The sequence below is a fragment of the Bacillus cereus group sp. MYBK14-1 genome, assembly GCF_051916885.1.
Taxonomy (GTDB): Bacteria; Bacillota; Bacilli; order Bacillales; family Bacillaceae_G; genus Bacillus_A; species Bacillus_A cereus.
On sequence record NZ_JBQAHM010000001.1, the window covers coordinates 199,902 to 212,716 of the forward strand.

Here is a 12,815-nt window from a genome sequence, read left to right on the forward strand (position 1 = left end):
TCCTTTTTTCCTACTTGCTAAATTCAGCAAGTAAAATTTTTTTAAAAGGATTAGGACTGCCAATTCTACCCAAACTATTCCAATTGACGACCAACGTATGCTTGCCTCCAAGTTTACCTCCAACAAGAGTAGTAAACCCTAGAATGCCACCTGTGTGTCCCCATATCGAGACACCGCTTGGAAGCTTAGTTTCATAGATTCCAAGACCATATCCATCGATTCCTTCTTTTCCTGTAGGAACTGTAGTAAGCATTTGTTTTAGTTGCTGTTCTTTCAGTAATTTGCCACCGAGCAAGTAAGAGAAGAATTTGTTTAAGTCTTCAGCCGTAGAAATCATATCTCCAGCAGAGCTAGCTGCACTTGGGTTATAATAAGTAACGTCTTTTAGCTCACTTGCTCCGTCTGGTTGGACATACCCACGGGCATGGTTAGTGCCTGGAATAACACTTGAGTTGCCTGGTAGGAATGTATTCGACAATTCAAGTGGTTCAATAATTCGATTTTCAACCTCTTCCGCATAGCTGTTTCCAGTTACTTTTTCAATAAGGATACCCAGTAATACGTATCCTGTGTTTGAATAAGACCAGCCCTTTCCTGGAGCAAAGTCTGGGGGAAGAGAGATCCCAATCTTCACTAACTCTTCAGCCGTATACGATTTTTTTGTATCCGTAAAATCAACGTCTTTTGACCTTGAGTATTCAGCGATACCACTTGTATGGTTCAATATCTCCCGGATAGTAATCTTGTTACCATCATATCCATTTCCTTGAATGACACCAGGCAACCAGTCTTCGATGTAGTCGTCTAGCTTCAGGCGATTCTCTCCAACTAATTGAAGTACAACTGTTGCGGTGAACGTCTTCGTCACACTCCCAATGCGAAAGCGAAAATCTGTTTTCATTGGTTTCTTGGTTCTCAGATCCGCTATTCCAGCGGCATACCCCCACGTTTTTCCACCCTCAGAAGTTTTAGCAAGTATCCCCGGGTATCCAAGTTGCAATGTATCCCGCATTGCTTGCTTGACGGAAGTACGATCTCGTTGCGTATTTGTTTGTAACGAACTAGATACATTTTGAGTGGGCTCTGCTTTTACAATTGAGGTTGGTGTTGTATATAACAGGGAACTTCCAGCTATTAAAAGGGCCAGACTTGCACATGTAATTTGACTACGTATTTTCATAAGGCATTCCTCTCCTCTATTCATATTGTATAAGTGTTTGCTTACTGTTCCTTACTTCCTGACAAGACTTAGGGAAAGACCCTCATGCATATAGATTAAAGCCCCAGTACAAAGGTATTTATCAATACCAACAATTTGAGCCATTTAAATCTCCATCCCTCCTATAACAAAATTATTCAAAGGTATGAAAGCATATTATGTACCCTTAGTTATTGTTAGTATTAACACAACATGAGACATAACCCTAACCCATATTTTACTTTATTTATCCATAATATGTATTGAGAAAGAATGTAAATTCGAATCCTTTCCGTAACCCAACTATTGATTATTTTTTCACCTATTATAATTAGTTATTTTGAATTTCATAATAAAAAAACTGTAAAAAAATAACTATTCCCTTAACGTACAGGAAGCGGTTGAAAAATATGTCTATACGCACAATTTTCTTGTTTTGATATGGTGAACCCATCGCCATTAAGCTAAGGTTTTGAAGTACCCACTAAATGAAATTTTTCTTTCTCTACAGTTAGTTACTTTGAGAAGTCATCTCATTTTTTTGTTTTTTGGGGTGTTTCTTTTTCTTAACTTGATGGATGTGGGGTCTCGCCATATCCATCAAGTTATCTAAATAAAATACCCTCTAAAAATTAAGAATATTCAAAAGTAAAAATAGACATTTATTCACTTCGTTTGTTATAATTCAAACAAAATAAAAAATCGTTTATATTTTACATTTAACGATATCAAATTTACTGGAGGGGATAAAGATGAAAAAAGCACTTTACATCAATATAGGTGGAGAAGGACACTTAAATCCAACATTAGGATTAGTACAGGATTTAGTACAACGTGGAGACAACATTGTCTATTATTCATCAAATGATTTTGAAGAAAAAATCAAAAAAGCAGGTGCGCAATTCCGTCCCATCAATCAAGAGGCACAAAGAGAGCTTTCGGAAACTATGAATCTTATGACTTCCCATCCTCAAGAGTACTTATTACACTTCCTTCATGCTATGGAAAGAATTACTGATGCCATTTTTGAAGAAATCTCCAAAGAAACATACGATTACATCCTCTATGATGCACAGTCTTTACCTGGAAAATGGGTTGCTCACCATAGAGGTTTAGCATCTATTGCAACTTGGACCACGTTTGCTTTTTCACAAGAACTAAAAGAAAATATGAACCTGACAGGAACAAGAAACATAGAACAAAAACAGGAACGTTTAGCCATGCTACAAGCATTTTTGCAATTAGAAGAAATAGCAAAAAGGAAACAATATTTAGAAGGAAAATATGAAGTATCCCTATCTGATAATTTTTTACTTTGTCCGGGTTCAGGCGATTTGAATATTGTCTTTACTTCTCGCTATTTTCAAAGAAACAGCAAGGATTTTAAGGATGGCTATATTTTTATCGGTCCTTCCATTGCTGAAAATGAAACTCTAAATGATTTTTCGGTTGATGAATTAAAAGGAGAACGTGTGATTTATATTTCTATGGGAACCATAATTAATAATCAGCCTGAATTCTATCAAAAATGTTTCGTCGGTTTAAAAGATCTCAATGCGAAAGTAGTACTTAGTATAGGCAAACAATTAACAGTGGAGCAGCTAGGAGATATACCTGATAATTTTATTGTTGGTAACTATCTTCCACAATTAGATATACTGCGTCAAGCGGATGTATTTATTAGTCATTGTGGAATGAATAGCACAAGTGAATCACTTTATTTTGAAGTACCTCTAGTTATGCTCCCATTTATAAATGATCAGCATACGATTGCTGAGCGAGTATACGAACTTGGCGCAGGATTTATGTTAAATATCCAGCAATTATCGGCCGAGGATTTAAAACATGCCGTTAATGAAGTGTTGCAGCATTCGATTTACAAAGAGAATGCCAAAAAAATTAGTCAATCATTCCGTGAGGCAGGTGGTTATATCAAAGCTGTTGATGAGATTATTACATTTACTCGTTAATTCTGCTATGTATGCCACTCAAGGCCTATTAACTTAAGAATTTTATAACACCCTACAACAAGAATATAGAAGATAGAAGATAGAAGATAGAAGAAATGCTGGCAGTATCCCATACTCATCAAGATAAGAAATTAAATACCCCATTACTATCAATTCTTAAGTTGATAGTAATGGGGTAGCACCACATACCCAGCAAGCTAAGGTCTTGAAGTAGCCCCTAAACAAAATTTTAAATTTTTCTAAAGTTATTTATGTGAATTCAAATCGTTTTCAGGAACATATGTGGTCCTTTTACAATTTGAATTTCTTTTTAAGCTTCTTATATTTTCTGTACGAACGTCTAACAATGTTTAACATAAAATACGGTATTTTAACGGGGAAAGGCAATTTATAAATGAAAGGAAAATAAAAGGTGAAATATGCCTTTTCTAGGTCTCTCCACTTACTATCTTCTTTTGTTTTTAAGAAATCAGATACATCGACTACATATCCCCTTCCTTTTTCCATCATCACATTTTTCCCGTGAACATCACAAGGAGTTAACCCTTGTTTCCTCGCATACTCTAAAGCCTCATTAATATCAAGTATTACTTGCTTAGGAATTTTAATTCCCTTATGAATAGCATCGTATAAGGTAATTTCTTTTAAACGTTTCAATACTATGAAATTTTCCCCTTTATATATAAGCTTTGAATAAGAAGGATGATCTCCAATTCTTCGGTATACTTCTGACTCTTTTTCAATTCCTTCTCCTTCTCGCACGTAAACTTTCACTACCCAATCTTTGTATTCTCTGTGCATGAATACCGCGGCATAATTACCTGTTCCTAAACACTTCCAAAGTCTAGGAATATCTTTAACTACTACAGGCTCGAATTCATCCTCACTTCTTATACTTACCTCTTTTAATAATTCGTCATTTATCAATCCCACAAAACTATTTATACTCATCATTCCCACTCCGGTTTTGCTAAAAGGGGGCCCACCCACATTTTAACGAAAATATACACTAAGCGAATTTTAGCATAAAACGAGTCATCTTTCTTCTTAAAATAAAAAGCTAACTCATTTTATTTAAACTGTTGAATACTTAATATTTATTCCGTTATTCATAGCCAAAAACCGTACGATATAAAAATATTTCTAACTATTTTCATTTTTTCAGAGTCAACTGTATAGGGCTTTTCTTAGTACAAGTTCTCTTCATTCATTACCCATGCCAAATCTATAAAACATTGTTTAGAAGTGTAGCAAAGGTTTGTTAATGGTTCAATTCTTGTTCCACTACTATCTTTGTTAGCTAAAACTTTTATTGTTTTAATAGTCTTTTGTTTAATTCCCACAATGCTGTTTTGTTGCTATCCCATTTCAAAAGCGTTACTGCTTCCTCAAAGCATAACCATTTATAATTGAAGTGTTCTTTAGATAATGATATGTTTTTTGTAGGGACTTTAACTCCAAAAGAAAATTCTTTTATTACATAAACCTCTTCTCCCCAACGGAATCCTCCAACTACATCCTCTACTGGTAGTGAAGACACAGAATCTAATTGTATATATGGACATTCTCTTGTAATACGAGCCTCTTCAAACGCTTCCCGTTTTGCTGATTCAATAGGAATCTCACCGTCTTCTCCGCCACCAGCTATTCCTTGCCAATAACCATAATCACTTCGGTTAAAAATGGCATATTGAATAGAATCGGCAGTTTTTATATAAGGAAATATCAATACTTGATATGGCGCTCTCATTACTTAACCTCCTCTCGAAAATAAGTTTTAAATCAATATGAATAAAGAGCCGACATCACAATTCTACATTATTAATGCAGGTTTATAATGTCGGCCCTCTATTTTTAAATAATTTTATTTTTCATAAACAGGCTTACTCTTAACAGAGGAAAAACTACTTATTCTCTGTCGAATTTGTTTAGCATGGTTTTTCATAAATGTTAGCAGTACTCCATATTATTCAATTGCGCCAGCAACGTCATAATCATTTAAATCTAATTCAATCGGTTGTCCGAGCGCTAGTTTAGCAAGTTCCGCTCCTAGATATGGACCAGCTGTTAAACCCGAAGCCCCTAATCCATTCGCAACGAGAATTCCTTCAAATTTAGGTAGCGGTCCGATAACAGGTAAGAACCCTGGTGTAAATGGTCTGAATCCAACTCTCGTTTCAAGCATTGTAGCATTTTCTAAGCCAGGTGCAACTGCTAATGCCTTATGGAATACTTCATGTAAACCACCTGCTGTTACACGATGATCGAAACCAGTATCATTCTCATGTGTTGCACCAATTACGACATGACCATTGTCAAACGTTAAAATATATTGATCGTTTGGTGGCATAACAACTGGCATATTTTCTGTTGCTGTATTCTCGATTTGCAGATGAACAATTTGTCCTTTTTGGAATGTAACTAAGAAATTAATTCCTAATGGTTTCAAGATTTCATTCGCCCATGCGCCTGCAGTTACAATAACCTTTTCCGCTAAAATTGTTTCATCGTTTACTGTAACTCCCGTAATATGATTTCCTTCACGGACTAACATAGCATCGCCTTTTATGAAAGTTGCACCATGTTTTTTCGCAGCACTTATTAATGCATTGCGTAATAATCTTCCATTTACTCGTGCAGCACCACTAATATGAACAGAACTATATTCGTCTGATAATGCTGGGAATAATTTTTTTGTTTCTTCAGCTGATAAGCGAGTTATTTCACCAATCTCCGGGGCATCTTCACGTCGTTTATAAGCTCGCTCTTCCATTTGATCTAACTTTTTCTCGTCAGTATGTAAACTAATTGCACCTACACGATTATATCCTGTGTCAGTTTCACCGTCTTCTTCTAATTGCTGAATTAACGAAGAATAGTAACGTGCACCGCCTTTAACGATTTTATACCATGCTTTATTACGGCGCTGTGATAGCCATGGACATACAATACCTGCTCCTGCATCGGTTGCTTGCCCTAATTGTTGGCGATCCACGATAGTAACATTCGCACCTGCCTTAGCAAGATGATAAGCAGTAGACGCTCCTAAAATTCCTGATCCAACTACAATATACGATTTCATTTCAAACACCTTTTCTCTTTTGCTAATTATATAAATATAAGAACATTCCTTAGTATAATGGAAGGAATGCTTTTTTCAATGTACTCATCACAATTAATTGTTGCAGCATTGTGACTTCCTTAATCATTATTTTTTCTTCTTACGGAATAATTCAATTGTTTTATAGCCTTGTGAAAGGATTTCTATCATTTTCTCTAGACGTTTTTCACGTGTTTTTTCTTGTTTCACAGAAAAAAGATTACGTGCCCAATCTTTTTGGTATCCAGGCGTTAAACTTTGATAAAACTTAAGTTCATTCGGATGATTAGCTAATAATGCTTCAACATCTTTAATTCGATCTGCATAATCGGCAACACATTGACTCATAGCAGATGTTTTTGTTGTTTTTTTCTTTTCACGTTTTAAACCAACAACAGTAAAGACTTCATCCATACTTACCATTCGTGCAAATTTAATATCGCTTTCTCCCACATAACCATCTTCTCCAACGTTTAATGCCGGAAACATTTCATCACGGTGAATAAACGTACTATAACGCGCATTACCTTTTTTCGGATATGCGAAGAATACGTAACCTTTTTCAATTAGTAATTCTTCATTACTAATAATAAAATTCGTTTGTTTCACCATTTCATCAAGCGTTTCTACAAATATAAAGATAGCATCGTGTTCTTTTGAGAATGCAGTTTCTTTACCTGTAAAAATGTCATAATCACTTGGTTCGTTAATAACGACCATATTTGTATACTTATTAAGTTTCAATTTATCAATAACTGACATAATAATCTTCCTTTACATTCAAAATTCATTGTACATACTTTTTCGTACTGTTCTAGTGTATTATATGTATTAAGAAAATCAAACTTTAAATCGTATTATTCTGCTGCAAAAGAACATAATTCTTTACTAGATGGGTGGTTTTATGCCATATGTAATCCGAGATGAAGGGCTAGTTTTATAAGGGGATGATGGAAAAGAACCAATTTTTCATACATATGAAGAAGCTGAGGAAACATTAAAAACATTAACTATACCGCAGTTTCCGAAACATATTAGAAGAAAACCATTTACACCAAAAATAATAAAGATAGCCGCTTCTGAATAAGAACCGGCTGTCTTTATTATTCATAACTTAATAGCAAATAAAGTATATAAAAACTCTTTATATTGATCTTCTGTAATTTCACGCTTAGTTTTTTCCCCATGAATAATTTCGGTTAAACTTGTATTCGTTAATGAAATATGGCCAGAGTTCGTCAACTTTACTGCAATTGGTCCTTTATTAAAAATAGACTTCTCATCTTCTATCACTCTTCTTTGAACATCATTTACTACTATCTCATCAATAATATGTTTATAAAAAGCATGACAAACTTTCCATTCTCCAGCAGCATCTATTCTTTCTAAAACATAATTTCCTTTATTCGTATCTTTTCGTCTCACCCGGTACGAACCATTTTTTGAAGAAACCGACTCGCCAGTAAAAGGTACAGGAACAAGAGGTACTAACGAAGCTATACCTATATCAATTAAATACTGTACATTATCATAAGTTAAAATAATTGTTATATGGCCATCCTCAAGTGCCCATGCATTTATATCGTTTTTATAAACCGTACCTAATGCCAGTTGTACATCATAGCCACAGTCTCTTAAGAAATAGTAAAAAAGAGTATTTAATTCGTAGCAAAGTCCACCACGGGAACTAGTTAAAATTTTCTCTCGTAAGTTTTCCAGAGAGATTTGATTCGTATTTCGTGCTATAACATCTAAATTCTCAAATGGTATAGTATGCGCAAACGAAAAGAGTATGGTAGGTAATTCTTCAAACGTTACATCATTACGTTTTTTAAGATTTAATCTTGTGAAAAGCTGATCTTGTAAACTTGTCATATTTAGCACCCCTTAAAAATTTATAAGTTTAAATAATATATGCTGATTGTAAATTTTAAGGGGCACTGTAACAATGTACATTTCATTTAACTGTACCGGTACAAAAATTACGATTCACGAGGTAAATTAATAGAAGGCGTCATTACAAATGTCTTTTCTGTAATTACTTCTTTTTGGGGCAAATCAAAAGCTACGAATATAAATTTAATAGTTTATCTATAGGCAAATTATTACTATCACTTAAATCAACAAAATATTGAAGTTGCCACGTTTGGCTCTTTTTAGCTTGATTACTAACAGTGGTATCCCAAACAGGATAAATCCTCATTGCCATTTTCCCTGTTTGACTTTGTGTTCTCAATATTTTTTCTTTAAGAAGAATCTCTTTAGGAAAAATAAATTGCCCTAGTTTATTATCAGCAATACAAGTGATTACTAATAAATCAGGAGCAGCTTCATAAGAGAAAGCTCTATTTCGCATATTTTCATCTTTCTCCCAAAAAGAAACAAATTGACCAATTTTATTAGGTGTAACTTTTGATTTTCTAAAACGAATGGTTTTGTTATTTAAGTGGAATAAACATCCGGCATATTCTGAGTTTTGCTTTTCTTCTTTTAGATTCGTAATCATTAAGTTGTTAGGTTTGTAAACTATATTATTTAAATTTTGGATTATATTATTAAAATTGTTCAAAAAAACTCCCCCTTTATTCATCTCTTAGTTTACCACAAACATCAGTTCTTCTATATCGTATATAATTATGAACTAAGTGAAATGGGGGAATTTAGCAAGATATAATTATTACTTTAATGTACTTAGTTTTTCAATTGCTTGTTGTTCAGTTGCTAAGTAAAGAATGTCATTTCCTTTATTACATTCATAAATAAAATCTTTTAAGCTTTTACTAGTATACATAGAGAAATCTCCAACAATAGCAATCTTTACCTTGTAGTTTATAAACTTTTGAAGGATATCGCCCGCAAGCCGTGTTTTTAGGTCAAAGAAATCTTCACTTATTAAAGATTTATGGATAATAATATGTTTCGCATCTACCTCATATTGAACTGCTGCCATAGTATCTAATGCAGACTGAACATCCGATATTAATACCTTATCGTTTCTAATGACCGCAATATTGATTCCATCGATTACTACTTTCTTTATTTCCATAGTCCTCCCCCTTTATAATTTACACAGTATGAGTAAAATTGTTTTACAAAACTTCGTATTAATCATAGATTAAATTAGCCACAGCTATTAAAATGGCCTCTATTTTTTGTTGTAAATATCTATTTTTTATTACTAATACGGTCAATGAAATTAATGATAGTTTCTCTTTTTTTGTATTTTTAAATATATATATATGGAATTACTTTTACTTGTTATAAAAATATTGTGGAGTAACATAACTTAACAAACTATCCAAAGTGTTAATCTCGGCATACGGTTGTATTTTGGTAGTATTCTTGATCTTCTGAGGGTTAAACCACACACCTTTTATATTTACATTTTGAGGACCAGCAATATCCTTTTCTAAGTCATCCCCAACAAATAAAGTATTTTCCGGTTGTAAATTTAACTTATTTAATGCTAGTTCGAATATACGTTTATCAGGTTTACTAAATCCCACTTCTTCAGAAATAATGATTGTTTCAAAATACCTATTTAAATTCGTGTTAAATATTTTAGCTTTTTGCCTCTGAGTTGAGCCATTTGTTATAATTCCAACTTTAAAGTGCTTCTTTATTTGATTTAAGAAATGAATAGTATTTTGGTCTATTGAAAAACATCTAGGGAAATTATTATTCCAAAAATCTTGGATGTAATTGCGTGGCAATCTATACTTCGGCGTGAATTCATCAAACAATGATTCTAAAACTGTCGTTTTATTACTTATGCCATATTCTCTTTTATCGTATTCTTTGAATTTCTGTAACATGTTGCTTTTAGCCGCACCATCTACATTTTCATAACACTTTTCTAAAACAATTAAAAATAATGCCTCTACTGCTTTATCCCTATCAAGTAATGTATCATCTAAATCAAACAGCATCGCTTTATAACCCATCAAATCATTTCACAACCTTTCTAGCATTATATAAATCTCTCCAAGTTTGTACCTTTAAACTTTTGGTTTAGCAAGAACATTGTTATGTAGTGATTAACGATTAAATAGAAACTAGATGAAAGAAATCCAAAGTTCTTGGCACACACTCTAGTATTACGGTAGCTTCTTCTATATTGAAATTCCTTTTCCTCTTTTGGTAAAGAAGCAAAAGTATATTTTCGCGAATTTTAAGAAACTACATACAATTCACGTTATTATACATTAGTTTTTCGTAAATATTAATCGTACATCAATTCATACGATAAGTTTTTTTAAACAATTATTTCTCCATAAAAAAGTAATATAGCTAATAATATTTTTTAGTAGTAAACGTCCTATGAAGTTTACTACTGTATCTCCACATAAACTCCAGATAGTACGGCTATAATGACTACCAGAGGTGATATTATGAAAAACTATCATATTCTCGTGGTAGAGGACGATCAAGAAATTCAGGAATTAATTAAACAATTTTTAATGACACAGCATTATACAGTGGTAGTCGCTTCAGATGGACTAGAGGGTATGACACAATTTAATAAGCAATCATTTGATTTAATTCTTCTAGATGTCATGATGCCCAATCTTAATGGGTTTGAAGTTTCTAAAATGATTCGAAGTCAGTCAAACGTACCAATTATTATGCTAACTGCGTTGGAAGAAGAGGAAGATCAAATGAAAGGATTCGACCTTGGGATCGATGATTATATAACAAAGCCCTTTTCATTTCATGTTTTGATTAGACGAGTCGAAGCTGTACTTAGAAGAAGTTATGATAAAAATGTAAATAATCATTTGATATTTAAAGAAGTGCGTATCGATGTGGATGCATATAGAGTATATGTAAATGACGTTGAAATTATATTAACGACAAAAGAGTTTGAAATTCTACAACTACTATTTCAAAATGAGAGAAAAGTACTTACAAGAGAAAATATCGTAGAGAAGGTTTGGGGGTACGATTATTTTGGAGAAACACGAATAATTGATACACATATTAAAAATCTACGTAAAAAATTAGCTATCCCTTATATTAAAACAATAAAGGGTATTGGTTATAAAATTGATGAATAGTATTGTGAAACTCATGAAGATGAAGCAAATTACTTACAAACTCTTTATGACTACATCTCTCATTTTGTTATCCTTTGCAGTATTGATTTATTTAACTTTATACTTCTTTCTCCCTACGTTTTATGAGCAATATAAAACAGATCAACTTCAAACAGGGATAAACGAAATCATTGATAAATCTAAAAATCTTACGTTTCAAGATGCGATACCACTTTTTGATGAATACGCAAAAAAAAATAATGCGATGCTTTATCTTCAAAATAAAGAAGGAGTAATTATTTACTCTCCTTCATTTTCTTTTATTCAAAGTGGTACGCAAAAAACAGTAGTTACTAAAGCAACACGATTCGAGAATGCAAGTACCCTTAGCAATTCATATAACGCTACGAAACCAATTCAATTTCAAGATGGTAGTTTAACGCTTGTAGTGTTTGCTACATTTCAACCGATTGATGAAGCTTCACAGGTTTTAGTACGCTTTCTCCCCTATATTAGTATCATTGTGCTTGTTATTGGTATAGGGAGTGCTTATTTTTATTCCAGGTTTATTACAAAGCCACTTATTTATATTAATGAAGGTGCACAAAAGATGGCAAATTTAGATTTCTCCGAAAAAATTGAGGTTCGCTCTACAGATGAGTTAGGAGAATTATCTAATAGTTTGAATGACATGTCTATTAACTTGCAACAAGCTATGTTTGATTTAAAAAAAGCAAATGAACAATTAAAAAATGATATTGAAAAAGAAAGAGAAATAGAAACAAAACGCAGAGAGTTTTTTGCGATTATAGCACATGAATTAAAGTCCCCTCTTACTGTAATGAAAGGATACTTAGAAGGAATGATATACAATATTGGCCCTTATCAAAATCGCGATCAATATTTAAAGAAGAATCATCAAATTATTGAAAGTATGGAACAATTAGTTCGTGAAATTTTAAGCGTATCGAAATTAGAACAACACACCTTCAAACTAAAAGTAGAGAAAGTTAATCTTTCAAAATTAATAGGGACAATTACAAAAGATCTCGAATTTTTTGCTTCTCAAAAAAACATCGAAATAATAAAAGAAATTGATTTTGGCCTTGCTATTTATACAGATTGTGCCCTTTTAGAAAAAGCATGTAAAAATATTGTCCATAATGCGGTTATGTATTCACCACATAATGAAAAAGTCTATATAAAGTTAAGTGAGGATTCTAAACAAAGTCAAATCGAAATGCAAATTATAAATACAGGTGTCAATATTAAAGATGAAGATTTACAACAAATTTTTAAACCATTTTATCGAATTGAAAAATCAAGAAATCGAAATACTGGAGGAAGTGGTTTGGGGTTATATATTGTTAAACAAATTCTTGAAACGCTAGATATAAAGTATTCAATAAAAAATATGGAACATAGTGTGCAATTTCGCATGAGTATTCCATTATCTAAACACAAAAACAAACAAACTCTCCTTTAAATAGGACGAGTTTGTTTGTTTTTGT

The 12,815-nt window shown here is 32.8% G+C and carries 12 protein-coding genes and 1 pseudogene; 4 read left to right on the forward strand and 9 right to left on the reverse strand.

Features of this window, described 5'->3' with window-relative positions:
• Positions 1–10: 10 nt before the first annotated feature.
• A complete protein-coding gene (locus tag ACTFR3_RS01025) occupies positions 11–1,180 on the reverse strand; it encodes a serine hydrolase domain-containing protein (protein ID WP_000702510.1) in 1,170 nt (389 codons plus the stop codon).
• A 770-nt stretch (positions 1,181–1,950) separates the two neighbouring features.
• Between ACTFR3_RS01025 and ACTFR3_RS01030 the strand changes: the two genes are divergently transcribed.
• Positions 1,951–3,168 (forward strand): macrolide family glycosyltransferase, encoded by a 1,218-nt coding sequence (locus ACTFR3_RS01030; protein WP_088338180.1) that lies wholly within the window; start codon positions 1,951–1,953, stop codon positions 3,166–3,168.
• Between the two features lie 291 nt (positions 3,169–3,459).
• Here ACTFR3_RS01030 and ACTFR3_RS01035 read toward each other — a convergent pair whose 3' ends face one another.
• The 4 genes from ACTFR3_RS01035 to ACTFR3_RS01050 form a co-directional block, all read right to left on the reverse strand.
• Complete coding sequence (locus tag ACTFR3_RS01035; RefSeq protein WP_017673315.1) at positions 3,460–4,119, reverse strand: serine/threonine protein kinase; 660 nt, start codon at positions 4,117–4,119, stop codon at positions 3,460–3,462.
• Between the two features lie 358 nt (positions 4,120–4,477).
• Positions 4,478–4,918: an NUDIX hydrolase gene (locus ACTFR3_RS01040; RefSeq protein WP_001202589.1), complete on the reverse strand. Its 441-nt coding sequence runs from the start codon at positions 4,916–4,918 to the stop codon at positions 4,478–4,480.
• Positions 4,919–5,134: 216 nt separating this feature from the next.
• Positions 5,135–6,250, reverse strand: a complete 1,116-nt coding sequence (locus ACTFR3_RS01045) for an NAD(P)/FAD-dependent oxidoreductase (RefSeq protein ID WP_088338211.1) — start codon at positions 6,248–6,250, stop codon at positions 5,135–5,137.
• 126 nt (positions 6,251–6,376) lie between these two features.
• Positions 6,377–7,030 (reverse strand): YdeI/OmpD-associated family protein, encoded by a 654-nt coding sequence (locus ACTFR3_RS01050; RefSeq protein WP_000110844.1) that lies wholly within the window; start codon positions 7,028–7,030, stop codon positions 6,377–6,379.
• Between the two features lie 142 nt (positions 7,031–7,172).
• Here ACTFR3_RS01050 and ACTFR3_RS01055 point away from each other — a divergent pair.
• Positions 7,173–7,355 (forward strand): annotated as a pseudogene (locus tag ACTFR3_RS01055) (hypothetical protein).
• A gap of 20 nt (positions 7,356–7,375) precedes the next feature.
• Here the strand turns inward: ACTFR3_RS01055 and ACTFR3_RS01060 are convergent.
• The 4 genes from ACTFR3_RS01060 to ACTFR3_RS01075 form a co-directional block, all read right to left on the reverse strand.
• Positions 7,376–8,143, reverse strand: coding sequence for an arylamine N-acetyltransferase family protein (locus ACTFR3_RS01060; protein ID WP_000202746.1), 768 nt, complete (start codon positions 8,141–8,143; stop codon positions 7,376–7,378).
• Between the two features lie 190 nt (positions 8,144–8,333).
• Positions 8,334–8,837: a MepB family protein gene (locus tag ACTFR3_RS01065; RefSeq protein WP_135277853.1), complete on the reverse strand. Its 504-nt coding sequence runs from the start codon at positions 8,835–8,837 to the stop codon at positions 8,334–8,336.
• Positions 8,838–8,945: 108 nt separating this feature from the next.
• Positions 8,946–9,314, reverse strand: a complete 369-nt coding sequence (locus ACTFR3_RS01070) for a DUF4180 domain-containing protein (RefSeq protein WP_088338178.1) — start codon at positions 9,312–9,314, stop codon at positions 8,946–8,948.
• Positions 9,315–9,519: 205 nt separating this feature from the next.
• Entirely contained in the window at positions 9,520–10,212 is a 693-nt protein-coding gene (locus ACTFR3_RS01075; RefSeq protein ID WP_000540709.1) for an HAD-IA family hydrolase, read from the reverse strand.
• A gap of 447 nt (positions 10,213–10,659) precedes the next feature.
• On the opposite strand from ACTFR3_RS01075, the gene ACTFR3_RS01080 reads away from it, so the two are divergent.
• Positions 10,660–11,325 (forward strand): response regulator transcription factor, encoded by a 666-nt coding sequence (locus tag ACTFR3_RS01080; protein WP_000800727.1) that lies wholly within the window; start codon positions 10,660–10,662, stop codon positions 11,323–11,325.
• 13 nt (positions 11,326–11,338) lie between these two features.
• The gene (locus ACTFR3_RS01085; protein WP_440044084.1) at positions 11,339–12,790 is read left to right on the forward strand and encodes an ATP-binding protein; all 1,452 of its coding nucleotides are present in this window, start codon (positions 11,339–11,341) and stop codon (positions 12,788–12,790) included.
• Positions 12,791–12,815: the final 25 nt, after the last annotated feature.